General features: G+C 31.8%; 22 protein-coding genes and 3 tRNA genes. 12 read left to right on the top strand and 13 right to left on the bottom strand.

The window, feature by feature from the left end; translation table 11 throughout:
- Positions 1 to 9: 9 nt before the first annotated feature.
- The 3 genes from J3S90_RS08415 to tgt are packed head-to-tail and all read right to left on the bottom strand — an operon-like array spanning position 10 to position 3,159.
- The gene (locus tag J3S90_RS08415) at positions 10 to 897 is read right to left on the bottom strand and encodes a DMT family transporter (protein WP_188051210.1); all 888 of its coding nucleotides are present in this window, start codon (positions 895 to 897) and stop codon (positions 10 to 12) included.
- A complete protein-coding gene (locus tag J3S90_RS08410) occupies positions 884 to 1,972 on the bottom strand; it encodes an LptF/LptG family permease (protein ID WP_210645808.1) in 1,089 nt (362 codons plus the stop codon). Before J3S90_RS08410 ends, J3S90_RS08415 begins: the two co-directional genes overlap by 14 nt.
- Positions 1,973 to 2,028: 56 nt before the next feature.
- Entirely contained in the window at positions 2,029 to 3,159 is a 1,131-nt protein-coding gene (gene tgt / locus J3S90_RS08405; RefSeq protein ID WP_188051208.1) for a tRNA guanosine(34) transglycosylase Tgt, read from the bottom strand.
- A 347-nt stretch (positions 3,160 to 3,506) separates the two neighbouring features.
- On the opposite strand from tgt, the gene J3S90_RS08400 reads away from it, so the two are divergent.
- Positions 3,507 to 3,926: a DoxX family protein gene (locus J3S90_RS08400; protein WP_210645807.1), complete on the top strand. Its 420-nt coding sequence runs from the start codon at positions 3,507 to 3,509 to the stop codon at positions 3,924 to 3,926.
- A 77-nt stretch (positions 3,927 to 4,003) separates the two neighbouring features.
- On the opposite strand, the gene J3S90_RS08395 is transcribed toward J3S90_RS08400, so the two are convergent.
- On the bottom strand, positions 4,004 to 4,837 hold the full coding sequence (locus J3S90_RS08395) for an alpha/beta hydrolase (protein WP_210645806.1): 834 nt from the start codon (positions 4,835 to 4,837) through the stop codon (positions 4,004 to 4,006).
- A 242-nt stretch (positions 4,838 to 5,079) separates the two neighbouring features.
- On the opposite strand from J3S90_RS08395, the gene J3S90_RS08390 reads away from it, so the two are divergent.
- Together J3S90_RS08390 and J3S90_RS08385 are read left to right on the top strand one after the other, a co-directional pair.
- Positions 5,080 to 5,364 carry a rhodanese-like domain-containing protein gene (locus tag J3S90_RS08390; protein WP_210645805.1) on the top strand — a complete coding sequence of 95 codons (285 nt, stop codon included), beginning with the start codon at positions 5,080 to 5,082 and terminating at the stop codon, positions 5,362 to 5,364.
- Between the two features lie 6 nt (positions 5,365 to 5,370).
- Positions 5,371 to 5,691: a rhodanese-like domain-containing protein gene (locus J3S90_RS08385; protein ID WP_210645804.1), complete on the top strand. Its 321-nt coding sequence runs from the start codon at positions 5,371 to 5,373 to the stop codon at positions 5,689 to 5,691.
- Between the two features lie 114 nt (positions 5,692 to 5,805).
- Here J3S90_RS08385 and J3S90_RS08380 read toward each other — a convergent pair whose 3' ends face one another.
- The 3 genes from J3S90_RS08380 to J3S90_RS08370 form a co-directional block, all read right to left on the bottom strand.
- The gene (locus J3S90_RS08380; protein ID WP_210645803.1) at positions 5,806 to 6,897 is read right to left on the bottom strand and encodes an alkene reductase; all 1,092 of its coding nucleotides are present in this window, start codon (positions 6,895 to 6,897) and stop codon (positions 5,806 to 5,808) included.
- A 41-nt stretch (positions 6,898 to 6,938) separates the two neighbouring features.
- A complete protein-coding gene (locus J3S90_RS08375; RefSeq protein WP_210645802.1) occupies positions 6,939 to 7,418 on the bottom strand; it encodes a hypothetical protein in 480 nt (159 codons plus the stop codon).
- Between the two features lie 91 nt (positions 7,419 to 7,509).
- Positions 7,510 to 8,091 (bottom strand): Crp/Fnr family transcriptional regulator, encoded by a 582-nt coding sequence (locus J3S90_RS08370; RefSeq protein WP_210645801.1) that lies wholly within the window; start codon positions 8,089 to 8,091, stop codon positions 7,510 to 7,512.
- 151 nt (positions 8,092 to 8,242) lie between these two features.
- On the opposite strand from J3S90_RS08370, the gene J3S90_RS08365 reads away from it, so the two are divergent.
- Positions 8,243 to 9,097 carry a transketolase gene (locus J3S90_RS08365; RefSeq protein WP_210645800.1) on the top strand — a complete coding sequence of 285 codons (855 nt, stop codon included), beginning with the start codon at positions 8,243 to 8,245 and terminating at the stop codon, positions 9,095 to 9,097.
- Between the two features lie 118 nt (positions 9,098 to 9,215).
- Positions 9,216 to 10,169 carry a transketolase family protein gene (locus J3S90_RS08360; RefSeq protein WP_188051200.1) on the top strand — a complete coding sequence of 318 codons (954 nt, stop codon included), beginning with the start codon at positions 9,216 to 9,218 and terminating at the stop codon, positions 10,167 to 10,169.
- A 71-nt stretch (positions 10,170 to 10,240) separates the two neighbouring features.
- On the opposite strand, the gene J3S90_RS08355 is transcribed toward J3S90_RS08360, so the two are convergent.
- A complete protein-coding gene (locus J3S90_RS08355) occupies positions 10,241 to 11,251 on the bottom strand; it encodes an FKBP-type peptidyl-prolyl cis-trans isomerase (protein WP_210645799.1) in 1,011 nt (336 codons plus the stop codon).
- Between the two features lie 80 nt (positions 11,252 to 11,331).
- On the opposite strand from J3S90_RS08355, the gene J3S90_RS08350 reads away from it, so the two are divergent.
- Together J3S90_RS08350 and J3S90_RS08345 are read left to right on the top strand one after the other, a co-directional pair.
- Entirely contained in the window at positions 11,332 to 11,718 is a 387-nt protein-coding gene (locus J3S90_RS08350) for an RNA-binding S4 domain-containing protein (RefSeq protein WP_188051198.1), read from the top strand.
- Between the two features lie 44 nt (positions 11,719 to 11,762).
- A complete protein-coding gene (locus J3S90_RS08345) occupies positions 11,763 to 12,263 on the top strand; it encodes a phosphoribosyltransferase family protein (RefSeq protein WP_188051197.1) in 501 nt (166 codons plus the stop codon).
- Here the strand turns inward: J3S90_RS08345 and J3S90_RS08340 are convergent.
- The gene (locus J3S90_RS08340; protein WP_188051196.1) at positions 12,255 to 12,773 is read right to left on the bottom strand and encodes a shikimate kinase; all 519 of its coding nucleotides are present in this window, start codon (positions 12,771 to 12,773) and stop codon (positions 12,255 to 12,257) included. The genes J3S90_RS08345 and J3S90_RS08340 overlap by 9 nt on opposite strands.
- A gap of 128 nt (positions 12,774 to 12,901) precedes the next feature.
- On the opposite strand from J3S90_RS08340, the gene J3S90_RS08335 reads away from it, so the two are divergent.
- The 4 genes from J3S90_RS08335 (at position 12,902) to J3S90_RS08320 (ending at position 14,740) form a co-directional block, all read left to right on the top strand.
- Positions 12,902 to 12,974, top strand: a tRNA-Lys gene (locus tag J3S90_RS08335).
- 37 nt (positions 12,975 to 13,011) lie between these two features.
- Positions 13,012 to 13,084: transfer RNA gene (locus J3S90_RS08330), tRNA-Lys, on the top strand.
- Positions 13,085 to 13,125: 41 nt separating this feature from the next.
- Positions 13,126 to 13,208, top strand: a tRNA-Leu gene (locus J3S90_RS08325).
- Positions 13,209 to 13,399: 191 nt separating this feature from the next.
- Positions 13,400 to 14,740 carry a Kelch repeat-containing protein gene (locus J3S90_RS08320; RefSeq protein WP_210645798.1) on the top strand — a complete coding sequence of 447 codons (1,341 nt, stop codon included), beginning with the start codon at positions 13,400 to 13,402 and terminating at the stop codon, positions 14,738 to 14,740.
- 109 nt (positions 14,741 to 14,849) lie between these two features.
- On the opposite strand, the gene J3S90_RS08315 is transcribed toward J3S90_RS08320, so the two are convergent.
- The 4 genes from J3S90_RS08315 to J3S90_RS08300 form a co-directional block, all read right to left on the bottom strand.
- Positions 14,850 to 15,809 carry an MBL fold metallo-hydrolase gene (locus tag J3S90_RS08315; RefSeq protein ID WP_210645797.1) on the bottom strand — a complete coding sequence of 320 codons (960 nt, stop codon included), beginning with the start codon at positions 15,807 to 15,809 and terminating at the stop codon, positions 14,850 to 14,852.
- Positions 15,810 to 16,078: 269 nt separating this feature from the next.
- The gene (locus tag J3S90_RS08310; protein ID WP_210645796.1) at positions 16,079 to 16,681 is read right to left on the bottom strand and encodes a DUF4252 domain-containing protein; all 603 of its coding nucleotides are present in this window, start codon (positions 16,679 to 16,681) and stop codon (positions 16,079 to 16,081) included.
- A 42-nt stretch (positions 16,682 to 16,723) separates the two neighbouring features.
- The gene (locus tag J3S90_RS08305) at positions 16,724 to 17,221 is read right to left on the bottom strand and encodes a hypothetical protein (protein WP_210645795.1); all 498 of its coding nucleotides are present in this window, start codon (positions 17,219 to 17,221) and stop codon (positions 16,724 to 16,726) included.
- Positions 17,208 to 17,717, bottom strand: coding sequence for an RNA polymerase sigma factor (locus J3S90_RS08300; protein ID WP_210645794.1), 510 nt, complete (start codon positions 17,715 to 17,717; stop codon positions 17,208 to 17,210). Before J3S90_RS08300 ends, J3S90_RS08305 begins: the two co-directional genes overlap by 14 nt.
- Before the next feature lie 123 nt (positions 17,718 to 17,840).
- Between J3S90_RS08300 and J3S90_RS08295 the strand changes: the two genes are divergently transcribed.
- A complete protein-coding gene (locus J3S90_RS08295) occupies positions 17,841 to 19,301 on the top strand; it encodes a S41 family peptidase (protein WP_210645793.1) in 1,461 nt (486 codons plus the stop codon).
- Positions 19,302 to 19,402: the final 101 nt, after the last annotated feature.

Raw genomic sequence — 19,402 nt, 5'->3', positions numbered from 1 at the left:
TACGATATCTTACTTTAATTTTTTCTTTTGATACTGTTTAATCACCCCGTTTAATATTACAGTTAATACAATTATTAAAGCACCGATGTAAAACTCAAAACTCATTTTTTCTTTTCCGCCAAGAATAAAATAAGCCAAAATGATTCCGTAAACCGGCTCTAAATTAGTTGTTAGCATAACGGTGTACGGCGTTAATTTTTGCATTACTTTGACAGATGCAGTAAAAGCATAGGCTGTACAAATAGAGGCTAAAATCAAAATTAAAATCCAGTTATTTGTGGTCAGAATAAAGAAATCTAAACTGAATTTTTGTTGGAACAAAAAGTAAATAGAGATAAAAAAAGCACCTGCCAAAAATTCATAAAAAGAAATTACCGAGGGTTCGTGATCTGCTATTAATTTTCCGTTCATCAAAGTGAATAAAACTCCTAATATTATTGCAGCCAAAGCATATAACATACCTGCTAAATAATTTATTTCTACTTTCATAATTAATGCCAAACCAGCAATAATTATCAATCCAAAGAAAACTTCATACCACAATACTTTTCTTCCATAAAAAAGAGGTTCTAATATGGATGCAAAAAAAGCACCTAATGAAAAAACAGAAAGTGTTATAGAAACATTAGATACATGAATAGCTTTGAAAAAAAAGATCCAATGCAGCGCAATTAGCAAGCCTACAAAAATTAATTTAAGGAATGATTTTAGTGGAATTTTAAATGATTTCTTTTTATAAACAAGAAAAAATCCTAGAAATACAGCTGCAAAAATCATACGATACCATACTAAAGCATCTGCTGTAATGGTGATTAATGCACCTAATATTGCGGTAAAACCCCAAATAAAAACAATTAGATGGAGATTTAAATAACTTTTTAAATTATCGTTTTGCATTTCGTAATAAATAAAGGGCTAATATTCCAAAAGCAATATTGGGTAACCAAACTGCTAAAAGTGGCGGAATACTAGACTTTTCAGCTAATACTCCAAAAATCTTATCAAAGAAAACAAAGGCAAAAGCTAAAGCAATTCCTATTGCTAAATTGGTTCCCATACCTCCTCTTCTTTTCATTGAGGATACTGCAACTGCTATAATCGTAAGGATAAATGCAGATACTGGAACACTGTATTTTTTATACAAAACAACTAAATAGACGTTGATGTTTGAAGAACCTCGTTCTCGTTCTTTCTTGATAAAAGCATTCAATTTGCCTAAACTTAAAGTTTCTGCTATATAAACTACTGGTGTTAAATCTTCTAAATCAAAACTGAAATTAGCTTTTTTCTCCGGTAATTTTTCAATTACGTCATTCAATTCTCCAACGGTCCTTTTTGAATAATCATACATCGTGTAATTTTTCTCTTTAGGATTCCATTGTATTCTGCTTGCAGTTATTTTATGAACTAATTTTTCATTTTTAAATTTTTCTAATGAGAAGTTAAAAGCCGTTTTAGAATCTGTATTAAAACTATTTACATAGATAAATTCGTCGTTGCTTATTTGTCGGTATATGTCGGTATTATCTCCCCGCATTGATTCCTTTCCACCACCTCTTAAATAGGTATATCTAAAATTATTAAATCCCTCACTAGCGGCAGGAACTACAAAAAATCCCATCAATAAAACAAAAACAGAAACTATCGAAGCCCCCATTATATAAGGTCTTAAAAATCGGGTAAAAGAAATCCCAGAACTTAAGATGGCTATAATCTCTGTGTCATTTGCTAATTTTGAAGTAAACCAAATAACCGATAAAAATAAAAATATTGGAAAAAGTGAACTAGCAAAATAAACTGTAAAATTGTAATAATATATTGCAATATCTAATATTGGAACTTTGTTCTCCAGTATTTTATTGATTTTCTCTGATACGTCAACAACAATTCCGATAGGGATAAACAACAATAACATCACTGTAAAAGTGGCTAAATATCTTTTTAAAATGTATTTATCTATTATTGTTAGCATATTTCTATTTGATAATTATTTCTTTTTCGTTAATCCTAAATCATTAGGTTGAAGATTTACAACCTTTGACTCATGTTTTTAACCATCATTTCTTTCCAAGGTTTAAAATCACCTGCTAAGATATGTTTTCTCGCTTCGCGAACCAACCACATATAAAAGCCTAAATTGTGTATGGTAGCAATTTGTTTTCCTAAATATTCATTAGCAGCAAACAAGTGACGTAAATATGCTTTAGTATATTCGGTATCCACGAAAGTGATTCCCATTTCATCAACTGGAGAAAAATCTGCCTCCCATTTTTTGTTTTTAATGTTGATCGTTCCGTTTGCCGTAAAAAGCATTCCGTTTCTAGCGTTACGAGTAGGCATCACACAGTCAAACATGTCGACACCCAATGCAATATTTTCAAGAATATTAATTGGAGTTCCTACACCCATTAAATAACGAGGTTTGTCTTCTGGCAAAATTTCACAAACGACTTCGGTCATTGCATACATTTCCTCTGCTGGCTCTCCAACTGAAAGTCCACCAATAGCGTTTCCTACTTGATTGCTATTAGCTATATATTCTGCTGATTGACGACGTAAATCTTTGTAAGTGCTTCCTTGAACAATAGGAAAAAAAGCTTGATCGTAGCCGTATTTCACAGGAACTTTATCCAAGTGATTGATACAACGGTCCAACCAACGGTGTGTCATGTGCATAGAACGTTGCGCATAACGATAATCACAAGGGTAAGGCGTGCATTCATCAAAAGCCATGATAATATCTGCTCCTATAGTACGTTGAATTTCCATAACATTCTCCGGAGTAAAAAAGTGATAAGAACCGTCAATATGCGATTTAAACTTCACTCCTTCTTCCTTAATTTTTCGGTTGGCCGATAGAGAATATACTTGGTAACCACCAGAATCGGTCAAAATATTGCGATCCCAGTTCATGAATTTATGCAATCCACCGGCTTTTTCTAAAATTTCAGTTTTAGGACGCAAATACAAGTGGTATGTATTTCCTAAAATTATATCTGGATTTATATCTTCTTTTAATTCTCTTTGATGCACACCTTTAACAGAAGCAACAGTACCAACTGGCATAAAAATTGGTGTTTCAATAACACCGTGATCAGTAGTAATAGTTCCCGCTCTAGCTTTCGATAATGGGTCTTTTTTTAATAAATCAAAATTCATCTATCTCTCTTATTATTTCTTATGTTTAGATTGTAATAGTTAATAATACCTTATTTTCATTAGGTATATTCTCTACTCTTATCCTAAATTCTTTTTTTCCCGACCTTTCGGGAGCGCAAAGATAGGTTAATTAGACAATTGGGAAATTAGATAACAGAAAATTTAATCAAGAATTGGGATTTACTTTTAAAATAAGATTCTGAACTACCATTTTACACTTATTTTAAGTGCTTTTGATAATCTTCTTTCTTTTTTTTTGAATAAAACAGTCGAAAAGGAATTTTCAAAAAAATAATCAATGTAAAAATAACTTATGTTTGCGTATCTATTAACCTAAAATTCATGTCATGATAAAAAAACTGCTCTCACCAAATGTTTGGTCTACAAATGCAACCGACTTTGCTTCCCTCCTTCTGAGAATTTCTTTAGGTTTATTAATGTTAAGTCACGGCATTCCTAAATTGATGAATTTAATGAATGGAGATATGCAATTTGGCGATCCAATAGGAATAGGAATTCCTGCATCATTGACTTTGACTGTTTTTGCAGAAGTTTTTTGCTCTTTACTACTCCTTTTTGGATTATGGACAAGGTTAGCATTAATTCCCTTAATTTTCACAATGATTGTAGCGGTATTTATTGTTCACATCAATGATGATTTAGGAACAAAAGAACCAGCATTTATGTACTTATTTGGTTACTGCGCACTATTTTTGTTAGGAAGTGGCAAATATGCAATTGATAGTCTCTTGAACAGAAAAAGATAAATTAAGCTATTAAAAATATAAAATTCTAGTTTATAAAACCTTAAAAGCATTGGTTAACAAGTGTTTTTAAGGTTTTATTAATTGTGCTGTTTTATAAACGAAATAATTTCATCAAAGCGATCAGAATATGGGTTAAAATATTGTAAAACCATTGGTACATGTTTCTTATTCAGATGTATTGGTGAAACATCCGGCTGAAAAAGTGTTAAAGCTTTTACAAAACGACTGTTAGCAATTTTAATAGAATTGTACGTTTTATCTCCTACGTAAATTAAAAATGGTGGGGAATTTTTGTCTAGAAAATAAATAGGAGAAGCATCTTTCCATTTTATAGGATCGGAGGTCCAAGTAGCGATATAATTGTCTTTTGTAGTTGGAGGATTTCCTTCTAAATAGTTTTTCATATCTAATCCTGCTGCATCGTTAAGGATAATTCCGGAAATACTTTTAGAATCTATTCCATATTTTGGATTCATAACAGCCAAAGCACCTAGATGACCACCGGCAGAATGACCAGTAATATAGAGCTGGTTTGGGTTTCCATTGTATTCTGAAATATTCTTTTGAACCCATTTTATAACCTCCGCTATTTGAGTGGTCATACCATCATAACTAGCTGCTGGACTTAAGGTATAATCTGGAATTACTGTAATTATGTCTTTACTAGCAAAGTTTCTACCTAGCAAATCATATGTTCCTTTCCTCCCGCTATTCCAATTTCCGCCATGTATGAAAATTAAAACAGGAAGTGGCTTTGCGTTCGCCTTTCGAGGAACAAAAATATTCATTTTTGGTATTGTATTGTTTTCGTCTGAAGATTGCAAATAGGAAATATTTGCATTTTTTTTCGAACTACAATTAACTAAAAGAAAAGTGCTAAATAAAATGATGATAGCTATAGAAAAACGCATATATTTTTTTTTACGAATATACCATTAAAAAATAGTCTATTAAAATTCTCCTCTTATAAGCTTTGAAAAATAAATGAATAAAACATTCTTTTTAATGCGATATAAGTCAGCTAAAACAAACTGAAATATAATTTTTGTTATGTAACAAAAGTTACTCAACATCACTCTATCATGTATTACTTTTGTAGTATTAAAATAGAATGGCTGGATTTTATAAAATTAACTTACAAAAAGAAAAAATAATGACAATCGAAAATTTAATTAAAGAAAAAGTAGGCACTATTGTGGATGTGCGCACGCATGAAGAATTTATGGGTGGTCATGTAGTAGATTCTATCAATATACCCTTAGGAGAAATTCAAGAAAGAATGGAAGAATTAGAAAATCTTAAAGCACCATTAATCCTTTGCTGTGCTTCAGGAAATAGAAGCGGGCAAGCACAACACTTTCTTTCTCAAAAAGGAATTGATTGCTACAACGGTGGCTCTTGGTTAGATGTTAATTATTATCAATCACAAACAAGCTAAAATATCATGATTAATGTTATAAAAAAAATATTGGGATTTGGACCAAGTGTAAACTATGATGAATTAATAAAAGCTGGCGCTATTATTCTAGACGTTCGTAGCAAAGGGGAATATTCTGGAGGTCATATAAATGGATCAATAAATATATCTGTAGATACTCTAAAGAATAATTTGGCAAAATTAAAAGATAAAAACCAAACTATTATTACGTGTTGTGCTTCAGGAATGCGAAGTGCCTCCGCAAAAAGTATCTTGAAATCAAATGGCTACACCTCTGTTTATAATGGTGGCGGATGGAGCAGTTTGAATAATAAAATTGGAAGATAAATAGATTACTTTATTATATAATTAAATTGCCTATTTGGTTTATAAATAAGCCCGCAAAATGCGGGCTTATTTGTGAATTATAATTATCTCTAGAATAAATATTACTTTTATTAATTATTCCATAGTAGGATAATCTGTATATCCCTTTTCTGTCGGCGTATAAAAAGTATTTTGATCCGGTGTACTTAACGGAGCATCGTTTTCAAAACGAGCGACTAAGTCTGGATTAGCGATGAACGGAACTCCATAAGCAACAAGATCAGCATATCCTTCTTCAAGAACTTTACTACCTGTTTCTTTTGTAAAACCTTTATTAATAATTAAGGTCCCGTTATAAAAAGGTCTGAAATGTTTTGCGACTTCATTGACTGCATAAGGAACGTCTTCTACAGGTGTAAATGGTTCCGTCAAATGAACGTAAGCTAAGCCGTAATCGTTCAAACGATTCACAATATATTCGTGTGTTGGAATTGTATCTTTATCCAACATCATTCCTTGCGCATTGTGTAAGCTAGGATTGAGTCGAACTCCAACTTTAGAATAGTCGATAACCCCTTTAAATGCATCTAAAATATCAAATAAAATTCGGGCTTTATTTTCCATCGAACCGCCATAATTATCGGTACGATGATTAGAATATCCGTTAAAAAACTGATGTAATAAATATCCGTTTGCAGCATGTAATTCTACACCATCAAAACCTGCACTCATAGCATTTTTAGCACCATTTGCAAAATCTAAAACAGTTTGCTTAATATCTTCAATCGTCATTTCTTTTGGCACAACGGTATCTACAAAACCATCGTTTGTATATGCTTTTGCAAATGGATTAATAGCAGAAGGAGCATGTGGTAATTCGCCATCATGCAAATCTGGATGCGATAACCTTCCGGTATGCCAAAGTTGAGCAAATATTTTTCCTCCTTTATCATGTACCGCTTTGGTAACTAATTTCCAGCCTTCAGTTTGTGCTTCGCTATAGATTCCAGGTACATTAATAAAGCCAACCGCTTTGGTGCTTACAAAAGTTCCTTCGGTTATAATTAATCCCGCTGTTGCTCTTTGTTCATAATATTTTGCGGTAAGTACGGTAGCAACGTTTCCTTCATTATTAGAACGACTTCGAGTCATTGGCGCCATTACTATTCGATTATTCAAAACGATATTCCCTAACGTGTAAGGTTGAAATAAAATTGATTTGCTCATGTTTTTTTTAATTAAAAATTAATGATTTATATGTTTTTTTTTTAGCAATTAGCGCTAAGAAAAGCCATAACAGACTGAATGTTTTCATTATCCTTATCCTTTAGAAAGAAATCGTTATAATTATCTGATTTTAAAGCAATTGAGAAAACTTTAGAGAAAGGAAACAAATTTCTTATCTTGGCTTGACCCATATCGACTGCTAAATCTATATTTTGAGACCATAAAATGAATATGACTTTACCAGTTGTCACTTTGGTTATTTTTTTGATCCATTCCTGTTCATAAAAAAAAGAGTCCGAAAATAAAACAACATCTGCTTCCCAACTCGCATCGATAGGACAATGTACTCTTTCTATAGTACCGTTAGGGTTTTCTGAATGTATTTTTAAATAGACTTCATTTAGCAAAACAGCATCAGTATCAAAAAGTAATACGGTGTGATACTGCGCAATTTTTGTGGCTACTAAAACAATAGTAGCTTTTGAAAGTCCTAGTACTGCAACTGTTTTTCTTTGTGGCATCGACTGCAATTTACAATGCAAATTTAGGATTGTTGCAGTATACTTTTCGTTGATCTAACACAAGAAATTTTATTGATTTAGGTCAAGAAAATTACATTCGATTGCTAATTTGTTTTCTTACCCGACTCAATGTTTCTGGTTTTAACCCGAGATAAGAAGCAATCATGTGTTGCGGAACTCTTTTTATTATTCCAGGATAAGCGATTCCTAATTTGATGTATTTTTCTTCGGCGGTTTCAGTTAATGCCGAGTTTATTCTTGCTTGATTAGCAATATAGGCATTTTGCAACAACAAGCGTTGGTATCTTTCAAACCTTGGTATTTTCTCCATCAAGGCTTCTCTTGCTTGGGTAGTAAATAAAAGTAACTCACAATCCTCAAGCGCTTCGATAGTATAAATAGAATTCGTATTGGTCAAAAAACTAGATAAATCTGTAATCCACCAACCTTCAATAGCAAACTGAACAATATGTTCGTTTCCTTTTTGATCTATAAAAAAGGAGCGCATAATACCTTTTTCTACAAAGGCATTGTAAATACAAATATCACCTTCTTGCAATAAAGTTTGTTTTTTACGCAACTTCTTAGGGATGAAAAAAGTTTTACAAACCTCCATTTCTTCCTGCGTTAAGGTAACTTTTTCCTGAATACTTTTGAATAATTGCTCAAACATAGTGGCAAGGTACTAAATACTCTAGAGCGTTCTCAAAATAGTACTATCAAAAAAGCAAAACCTTTAATAACTATTCATAAATCTAAAAATGGAAATATCCATAAATCAAAATATCTGATTATCTTTGTCAAGTCTAATTTTTAACACACAAATGAAACCGAACACACAACAATTAAACGATTTAACTATCCAAGTACGAAGAGATATTCTTCGAATGGTACACGCAGTCAACTCAGGTCACCCAGGTGGTTCACTAGGCTGTACTGAATTTCTTGTAACCTTATATCAAAATATAATGGAGCGCAAGGAAGGTTTTGAAATGGATGGTATTGGAGAAGATCTTTTCTTTCTTTCAAACGGGCACATATCTCCTGTATTTTACAGTGTTTTAGCAAGAAGCGGATATTTTCCAGTTTCTGAATTAGCCACTTTTCGTTTGATCAATTCTAGATTACAAGGTCACCCAACTACTCATGACGGTTTACCAGGAATAAGAATGGCTTCTGGTTCTCTTGGACAAGGATTGTCAGTTTCTATTGGAGCTGCACAAGCTAAAAAACTAAATGGTGACAACCATATCATTTACACGCTACTTGGTGATGGTGAATTACAAGAAGGTCAAAACTGGGAAGCAATTATGTATGCTTCTGCAAAAAAAGTAGACAATCTAATCGCTACAATTGATTTAAACGGAAAACAAATTGACGGTCCTACTGACGAAGTTTTAGCCATGGGAAGTATCAGAGCTAAATTTGAAGCTTTTGACTGGGATGTTTTAGAAATTAAAAAAGGAAACGATATAGAGGCTATTATTGCTGGTTTAAACGATGCAAAATCAAGAACTGGAAAAGGAAAACCAGTTTGTATTTTATTGCATACTGAAATGGGTAATGGAGTAGATTTTATGATGAATACACATGCTTGGCATGGTAAAGCACCCAATGACACACAACTAGAAATTGCTTTAGCTCAAAACTATAATGTTGGAGGCAATTCAGATTATTAGAATCCCCTTTTAGCCTTCCGCTACGGCGAGAGGAATAAAAAAAAATTACTTAAAAATATAAAACCCTATTTACCCTAAATAGGAATCCCCTGCCACGGCGGGGTTTAAGGGAGGAAAAATGAAAAAATATACAAATACAGGAAGTAAAGATACGCGTTCAGGTTTTGGCGCGGGAATGACAGAATTAGGTCAGAAAAACGAAAATGTGGTAGCACTTTGTGCCGATTTAATTGGATCATTAAAATTTGATGATTTCAAGAAAAATCATCCAGAGCGTTTTTTCCAAATTGGAATTGCAGAAGCAAATATGATTGGAATCGCAGCAGGATTAACCATTGGTGGTAAAATTCCATTTACTGGAACTTTCGCTAACTTTTCTACAGGAAGAGTGTATGACCAGATTCGTCAATCAATAGCTTATTCAGAAAAAAATGTGAAAATTTGTGCTTCACACGCAGGATTAACATTAGGAGAAGATGGTGCAACTCATCAAATTCTTGAAGATATCGGATTAATGAAAATGTTACCAGGAATGACTGTAATCAATACTTGCGATTACAATCAAACCAAAGCAGCAACGCTTGCACTTGCAGATCATCATGGTCCAGCCTATTTGCGTTTTGGACGTCCTGTAGTACCTAATTTCATGCCATCAGACGAACCTTTTGTAATTGGAAAAGCAATTGTTTTAACAGAAGGAACAGATGTAACTATTGTTGCAACAGGTCATTTAGTTTGGGAAGCATTAATTGCAGCTGAAGCATTAGAAGTACAAGGAATTTCTGCTGAAGTAATTAATATTCACACCATTAAACCATTAGATGAAGAAGCAATTCTAAAATCATTAGCTAAAACAAAATGTATTGTTACTGCTGAAGAGCACAACATTCTTGGTGGTCTTGGCGAAAGCATCTCTAGAGTATTAGCATTAAACGACCCAGCTCCACAAGAGTTTGTTGCTGTAAATGATAGTTTTGGAGAATCTGGAACACCAGAACAATTAATGGAAAAATACAAATTGAACAATCAAGCAATTGTTGAAGCTGTAGAAAAAGTAATGAAAAGAAAATAATTTTTTCATCTTAAAACAAAAAAAATCCAGTTCTTGCGAACTGGATTTTTTGTTTACTATTACCTTATTAATTAATTACATTTTATCAAATGTCTTTTTATTCTTGCTGGATCAGTTGCCTTTCCATCACAACCAGGAATTAAATTAAAAGGATATAATTTACCAGAAGGGTCTGTTATCTCTTTGCGAGTACTAATTCCGTCGCCATCATCATCGGTATCTAAAAAGTCAGGTATTCCATCTTTATCAGTATCATCAGGATTTATAGCGCCATCAGGTAATTCTGCTTTAGTCCACATATAACCATCCCCATCTAAGTCTTCCTGAAAAGACATAATTCCGTCAGGTATAGGAACAGCAACTTGACCAATATTTTGAAATTCATGATCCAAACGCTGCATTCCTAAAAGTTTAAAACTAAATACTAACGGAGAATAAGCTGGAATACTAGCATTTGCTGAATTATAATAAGCCAAACCAGAAGGTATAAACATTACTCCTGCACCAAAATCAGAATATGTGACAGTACCATCATCTTTAAGGGCACTATTACCTGTTTTAAATTGTGGAAAAACTTCTTTCCAACCTCTAATGTAACCAAATAAATTAGCTCGTTGCGGTTCGTATATAAATTCTTCAAATTTAGTTGACGTTTGATTTGTAACACCATTTACGACATCATTCCCTAAATATTCTCCTCTATAAGTGGTAAATACCTCATCCACATTTGTTGGAGATTCGCCAACACCCTCTCTTAAAACTAAGTAATACAGCTTATACACGATATTATGCAATTTCACTTCGCGATTAAGTAATTTAGGAAAAGAGGCATTATCTTTATACGACCATATAGAAGGTTGTGCACCTCCTGCTGGGATCTTTTTTATTGTTACGTCTTGATCTACTGTAACCTCTATATAATTCTCTTTTAAATATTTCTCAATATCATTTAGTTCAGTCGCATACTGCTTTGCATAATCTCGAGGAGGTATTATTTCAGGATTACTATTATTATCCTTAGAACATGAAAATAAAGACACGGTTGTAATTAATAAAATAAAATAATACTTAAATTTGTTCATTATAGCTAATTTTTTTAAGTGCGCAAGATACAATATTGATTGATTTTTGTAAACTATTTAACTCGGATTTTAGAAAATTTATGAGAATAGATAAATATTTATGGTGTGTTCGGTACTACAAGACCAGAAACATGGTAACTGAAGCTTGCAAAAAGAATCATGTAACCGTAAATGGACTCGTCGCCAAACCATCAAAAGAAGTGTTTCCTACGGACAAAATTACTTTTAGAAAGGATCAGATCACACAAATTATCACCGTATTGGATATTCCTGAAAATCGTCTAGGAGCAAAACTAGTAGATATGTATAGAAGAAATGATACACCTCCAGAAGTTTATCAGCATTTAGAGCTTCTTAAATTATCGAAAGAACATTATCGTAAAAATGGAACTGGTAGACCAACAAAAAAAGACCGAAGAGATATAGACGAATTTGGAAATGAAATTATTACCGAGGAAGAAGATTAAGTCTAAGTTCTAATTTTAAAAAAAAACATCAAAGAAAAAATATAATGAGCAAAAATATTATTTTAACACACCAGGAAATAGAACATAAAATAAGAAGAATTGCCTACCAAATTTACGAAACCTTTGTAGATGAAGAAGAAATTGTTATTGCAGGAATTGCGAGTAACGGTTATATATTTGCAAAAAAGATAGCCACAGCTTTAGAAGCCATTTCTCCTATAAAAGTTTCAATATGCAAAGTACAAATTAATAAGCAAAACCCACAATTGCCTATTGAAACCTCCTTAACACAACAAGAATATGCCAATAAAGGACTAATACTAGTTGATGATGTACTCAACTCAGGAACCACCTTAATATATGCAGTAAGACACTTTATAGACGTTCCTTTAAAGAAATTTAAAACTGCCGTTTTAGTAGATAGAAATCACAAAAAATATCCTGTAAAGGCAGATTTTAAAGGAATATCTTTATCAACTTCATTATTAGAACACGTACAAGTAGTATTTGACGAAGACGGTAGTAGTCACGCTTACTTAAGCTAACACACACATTACATCAAGCACAACCTGATCAATGGTTTTATTATCTACAACGACCTTATAATTTGCTTGATTGTAGTAAAAACTTCTTTCAAAGAGATGCATTGCAATAAACTCCTTCATTTCCACATCACTTTTGTTGGCGATAAGGGGTCTTTTGCTTTTATTAGAAGAAAGTCTATCATATAATGTATCGATTGAAGCCTTCAAATAAATAGAAACCACACCCTCTCCTATTAATAGTGTATGATTATTTGCATAACACGGTGTTCCTCCACCCAGACCTATTATAATTTCTTCGGGCGAATGCAATAACTCCACAAATAATTGATGTTCTAATTTTCTAAAATAAATTTCTCCGTGCTTCTCAAAGATTGTATTTATAGAAAGATTTGCTTTTTTCTCAATATATTCATCTAAATCAATAAATGCGATTCCGCTATCTTTAGACAATTTCTTGGCAATAGTCGACTTTCCGCAACCCATATACCCTAATAATATAATTTTTCTCATGCAATAAAACCCTAAAAACTAAGACGTTAAAAATTAATGTAAAAAAAAGTCAAATTTATGATAAAAATCCTTGGAAAACTTCAAATAAAGTCCTTATATTTGCACCCGCATTCAAGCAAAGATTATATGACTCGATAGCTCAGTTGGTAGAGCACATCACTTTTAATGATGGGGTCCTGGGTTCGAGCCCCAGTCGGGTCACAATTAAGTGATCAACACATATTTTCTTGAATGCATTGACTCGATAGCTCAGTTGGTAGAGCACATCACTTTTAATGATGGGGTCCTGGGTTCGAGCCCCAGTCGGGTCACAAAAGGTTGTTCGCTATGCGAATGACCTTTTTTATTTTTCGGCCACGTGGAGAAACGGTAGACTTGCCAGCTTGAGGGGCTGGTGCTCGCAAGGGCGTGTGGGTTCAAATCCCACCGTGGTCACGAATAATTTAAAATGCTCTTAAAAAAATCAAGTTTACTTGAATTATTTTAAGAGCATTTCTTGTTTTAAAAAACACATTATTATGGAATATTTAGCGATCATAACGAAAACCCGTAGAGATCCCAAAATTAAAATTACATTTGTCAAAGAAATAGAACTTTTCTCAAATGCAAAACTTAAAGCTTAACCATTGAAAAAATTACTTTTATTATTTATATTTTCAACTTTTTCTTTATTCGCACAACACAAAGGAATCATACTAGATCAAGAAAATAATTTACCTGTAGAAGGGGTTAGTGTTTACTTTAGTAAATCCTCTCCTCTAGAAATTAGTGATAAAAATGGAAATTATAATTTAATAACTCCTTCTGGTAATCACAAAAAAGACACCGTTTACTTTTCTCATATTGGATACAAAACCCAAGCAATCGTATTCAATAAATTAAAAGAAAACAATTTTACTCTTTTTCTAGCTACGGATGTGGAAAAAATGAATGAACTGATCGTTTATAGCCACAAGGTTTTACATCCACAAATTCATTTCACAAAATTAAAACCACTTAAGAATAAAATTAGTTCGTTTGGTTCTTTATTATTAAATGATAAAATTTATATAATTGGTGGTGACGGCTCCTTTCAAACAGATGCCTGGAAAAAAGTAAAATCTGAAAAACCAGATTTTACAATAGATGATTATTTGAATGAGCTAAAGTATCAATTCTCTAATAATATATACAAAGATAATTTACTCATTTATGATATTAAAAGAGACAATTGGGAAATCCCTGATCTAAAATTTCACAAAAGAGCGTATCATAATTTAAATTATTATGACAATAAAATTTATGTTTTGGGAGGAAAAAGAGTCTCTACCAACGGTAAATTTGAATATTTAGAAAACACCATTGAAGTTTTTGACACCAGCAATAATACAATTACTCTCGACAAAGCCAATCCGCACCAAGCCGTTAATTTTGTTTCCTTTACCTATACCAATAATATTATTGTGATGGGAGGTTCTACAAAATCAAATGATGATAAACAGAAAGTATATTCCAACAAAATACATTCTTACGACTTAAAAACAGGATATTGGTATGAGATTGGCACTATGCCAACAGCAAAAGAAACAAGTGGAGTACTGATAGGAGACAAAATATATTTAGTAGGAGGTTATAAAAACAAACCGCTAACAGAAATTGAAACCTATGATTTGGTTACCGGAAAATGGCAAAAAGAAGGCGATTTATTTTATGGAATTCAGAATCCAGCACTTACTTTTTATGAGGACACAATTTTTATCTACGAAAATGGTAAAATAAGTACTTACGATATAAAAACTAAGGTATTAAAAGAATTTTTAATTAACTTACCACTAAAAGGGTCTACTTTATATTATGCAGAGGACAACTTGTATTTATTAGGAGGATTTATAGAAAACGATTACTCAACCTATCCTTCAGACGAATTTGTAAAAATTGCAATTAGTGAATTTGCAAACACTAAAGTGAATAGATCTAAAAGATTATAAATTCATTTTTCAGGAAAGACAATAACACAAAAGCAATAGAATAGAAGTCAATAAGTGAAGAAAATTATTTAAAATAATTCATTAGCACAAAAAATTACATCGAAATCTTTTACAATTTAAATTGTTTTCCTTGTTCTGGAAAAATGATCTTCAATCCTAAATCATTTTGTTTTTTGATTTGTTCTTTAATTTTTAAGATGTTTTTTGCTGGCGGTTTTAGGTGAGTAATAATGATTTTAAACCCTTTCAAACTATCTTTTCCGGACAATTCTTCCAGTTTATGCAATTCATTAATTAAATAATTAGGAGTCAAATGGCCGAATAAAAATTGATCTGGTTGTTCATTTGGGAAAGAAACTTCGATAAACATTCCTTTCAATTGTTTGCTTTTAACCAAAGGTGCAATTGCCATCCATAAATTACTCAGATTATCACTTTTTTCAATTACATCGGGTCCAGTGTCTCCCAAATACAATGCATAACTATCTGCATTTTTAATTAAAAAAGCAGTACTTTCAAAAGGATTAACGTGACTTAAAGGAAATGCTTTTACTGTCATACTAGTATTTGTTATTGGTATTTCTTTACCAATATCTAAAGTTTGAAAATGATACATTTTTAATGGTTTTCCTGGACCATCATCTCCAAAATTGATCCATGTTTCATCATTAAAATAATGATTTTGCATCATTTTCATGCACCTATTTGTAGCGTAAACTGTTTTTGAAGAGTCTGCAGCCGAATTAATGATCAAACCAGAAACATGATCTAAATGCGCATGAGAAATAAAATATCCTTTTATATATTTCCTTAAAACTTGACTCGAGGAAACTTTAAAAACGTTGTTTTTAATTGCTTTTTCGATTCCAGAGTGTAATGTTCCCGCATCCAGACTGATGTAATCGTTCGTATTTTCTGGAGCGATTAAATAAGCCGATAAATTTTTTTCATCTATTCCTCCTTTTACTCCAAGAGGAACTACTTTGAAAGATGCATGCTCTTTTTTCTGAGAAAACCCATTTAAGGAAATTAATAATAAGCACAGCAAAAAACGTTTAAAAACAGTCATGTTTGTATCTTTATATTTTTACAAATTTCATCTATTACAACCAATAAACGGTATTATAACGTTCTAATTATTGCAAAACAAGAATTTTATATTTTAATATATAAATTCAAGTTTATCATTAAAAACTGTTTTTAAAAGAAACTACATCAAAAAAAAAGCGTTTTGAAATCAATCAAGACGCTTTTTTACAAAATTATTTTAAGGATACAGCTCCTTCTTTTTAACATATGAAAAGAGCAAAATTGTAAGCCAAATTGTGCGATTTTTACTTATTTCTTTCCTTTAGTAGCTCTTTTCAAATCATCACCTCCTGGAATTCTCATTTTGTCTGTAAGAATAGAAATTTCGTTTAAATCAAAATTACCTGTCAACGACATCAAAACAGTATCAGCATTTTTAGCGCCTTCAATAAACATCAGCAATTCTCTTATTTGAGAATCTGTAGTGCTCGATTTTACTAAAATCTTAATATTCTTTCCATTTTCATTTACTCGCATCAATTCCTCTAAACCAGCTGTTTTAATATACTTTTCAGCGGTCAACCTCATATCTCCTTCTACTTTAGCGCTTTTTGTAGTAAAGACTTTAAGATTGTCCAGTTTTTTAATCAAGTTTAAGTATTGTTGGGTTTCTTTATCAGAAGCATCCACTTTTACTTTACTCATTAAATCAAACATTTTTTTATTAACAATAATTGACGTTACATCTTCTTGACCGTCAAATTTATCAAAAGCGGCTTGCGAAAAAATCGAACTAGAAATAAAAACAAAAGCAATAGTCAGTAAACCGTTTTTTACTCTAGTTAAATGACGTTCTTTTTTGTTGTATTCTGCTGTTGCAGAAAAGTTTGTAATTATATTATTTGATTTCATTATTTATTTTATTTAAAATTAATTGTAATGGTTTTCTAAAATTTAAAACTCAGAAGTAGGATTGGGAACCGTCCTAAATATTCTGTTTTTGGTTTTTTGATACTCGTCAATATACTGTACACTTTCTATGCCAACATTTACATTATTTGATAGCAAATTCAAAGCTTTCTGAGTCGCTTCAAAAGCTTGTTTAGGATCGTCATAAGTTCCCAATTCATTGTTTTTGATTGAGGATTCAGTTCCAAACATATAAAACAAACCAATTCCTAAAACAACTACTATTGAAGCCGCTATAGATACCCAATAAAAATTATTTTTACCAATTCTTTTTTGAGTTTTAGGATTTTTAAAGATAGGTGTTTCTAAATTAGAATGTTCCTTTCTTGTCACTTCAAAATGTTTAAATATCGAAACATATTGCAGTAAATGAGGAGCTACTTCGGTAGAAGAAAAATAATTTTGCAATTCTTTCTCTTCTTCAATAGTAGTTTCACCCTCAAAATATTTATCTACTATTCTTTCTATTCTACTTAATTCCATAATCATGTGCATTTTTCATAAATTCTCTTATTGTTTTTCTAGCTCTAGAAAGTGTCACTCTAATTGTGTTCTCACTTATTGCTACAATTTTCGCTATTTCTTCATATTCGTATTGTTCAATATCGCGCAATTGAATAATTATTTGCTGCTTTTCTGGTAATTGAGCAATGCATTTCTCAACCCAATTTAAACTATCTAAATCTTCAATATTCTTACCTAATTCCGAATCAAAATCCTTGTCATGATCAGAATTTAACGGAACATTAGTCGCTCTCTTAGATTTTAATTGATCCAAACAATAATTTTTTGTCAAAGTCATAGCAAATGCTTCTACATTTTTATAAGTCGATACACTTACACTTTTGCTCCATAACTTAAATAAAACTTCCTGAGTTGCATCTTCTGCTTCTTCTTTGCTTACGAGTAATCGCTTTGCTAGTCGGAAGATTTTGTCTTTAAACGGTGTCGTTATCAGAACAAACTCGTTTTGATCCATAAAAGATAATTATTAGAGAGGTTTTACATTCAAGACGATTTCCATTTCTTTTTGTTACAAAGAAGAGAAAATAAAACTAAAGTTAGTATTTTTACGTTTATAATTGATATCGATATCCCCAATATGAAAAAAACAGTCCTACTTACACTCCTACTATTTATAGCCGTAATTAGTTTTAATAGTTGTCAAGACAATGACGATATTGCTCCGCCAGCGAGCTTAGAAATCCAAGATTTTATCTGGAAAGGACTTAATCAATATTATTTATGGCAAGAATATGTTCCTAATTTAAATGACAATCGTTTTGCTAACCAAAAGGAATTAAACAGTTTTCTAAGCAATTATCAAAACCCCGAAGACTTATTTAATGCGCTTCGTGTAGATAAAACGATCGATCGTTTTAGTTGGATTGTAGATGATTATTTAGAATTAGAAGGACAATTGCAAGGAACCACAAAAAATAACGGACTAGAATTTGGGTTAAGTTACAAAGCAGGAAGCAGTACGGAAGTATTTGGATACGTTCGCTATGTAATAAATAATTCAGATGCATCGAATAAAGATATTAAACGAGGTGATATTTTCACTGCTGTGAATGGTACTCCGCTGAACAACAACAATTATTTATCCTTACTATACGGTTCTAATGAAACTTACGTTCTTAGCATGGCTACGTTGAATGGAAACACCATAATTCCCAACGGAAAATCAGTTTCTTTGACAAAAACGGTATTGTCTGAAAATCCAATTTTAGTTAATAAAGTGATTACTTCAGGAGCACATAAGATAGGTTATTTAATGTATAATGGTTTTTATGGCGATTATGACATCAAGTTAAATGAAGCTTTTGGTGAACTAAAAGCACAAGGAGTAACAGATTTAGTTCTTGACCTAAGATACAATAGAGGTGGATCTGTGCAAACAGCCACTCGATTAGCGAGTATGATTAAAAAGAAAACTAAAGAAAAAGAAGTATTTGCAAAACAACAATGGAATACAAAAATCAATTCTTATTTTGAAGCTGAAAATCCTGATGCCTTGTTTAATTATTTTACCGACAAAATAGAAGATACTCCTATTAATTGTCTAGATCTTAATAAAGTATATATTTTGACCTCTAATAATACGGCCTCTGCGAGTGAATTGGTCATAAATGGATTAAAACCTCATCTTACTGTTGTTCAAATTGGCGATATAACTGTTGGTAAAAATGTAGGTTCGGTAACTTTATATGATTCCCCTACTTTTACTGATAAAAACAGAAACCCAAAACACCGTTATGCTATGCAACCAATTGTGTTAAAAATCGTAAATTCTGAAGGGTTTGGAGATTACTTTACGGGCTTAGTACCTAATTTTAAAGTAATAGAAACCGTAAGTACTTTAGGAACTTTGGGCGAAAGTACGGAACCTTTATTAAGTGTAGCTATAAATAAAATTACAGGAACAGGTAGAATGATCAATCAAAATAAAGTGGATCCATTTAAATATATCAATGATTCTAAATCATTAAATAGATTTCAAAACCAAATGTATATTGACAAAGCTCCAGAAGGACTTTTGAAAGCATTGGAACAAAATTAATAAGACAATAAAAAAAATAATTAACAGCTATTTATTATTTAAATTCTTTTAAAATTCAAACTAAAAAAAGGCCTCTTTTCAGTAGAAAAAGAGGCCTTTTT

Origin of the sequence: Flavobacterium flabelliforme (genome assembly GCF_017948675.1) — a bacterium.
Taxonomy (GTDB): domain Bacteria; phylum Bacteroidota; class Bacteroidia; order Flavobacteriales; family Flavobacteriaceae; genus Flavobacterium; species Flavobacterium pygoscelis.
The sequence above is the reverse complement of the archived record's forward strand: the minus strand, read 5'-3'. Positions and strand labels throughout refer to the sequence as shown.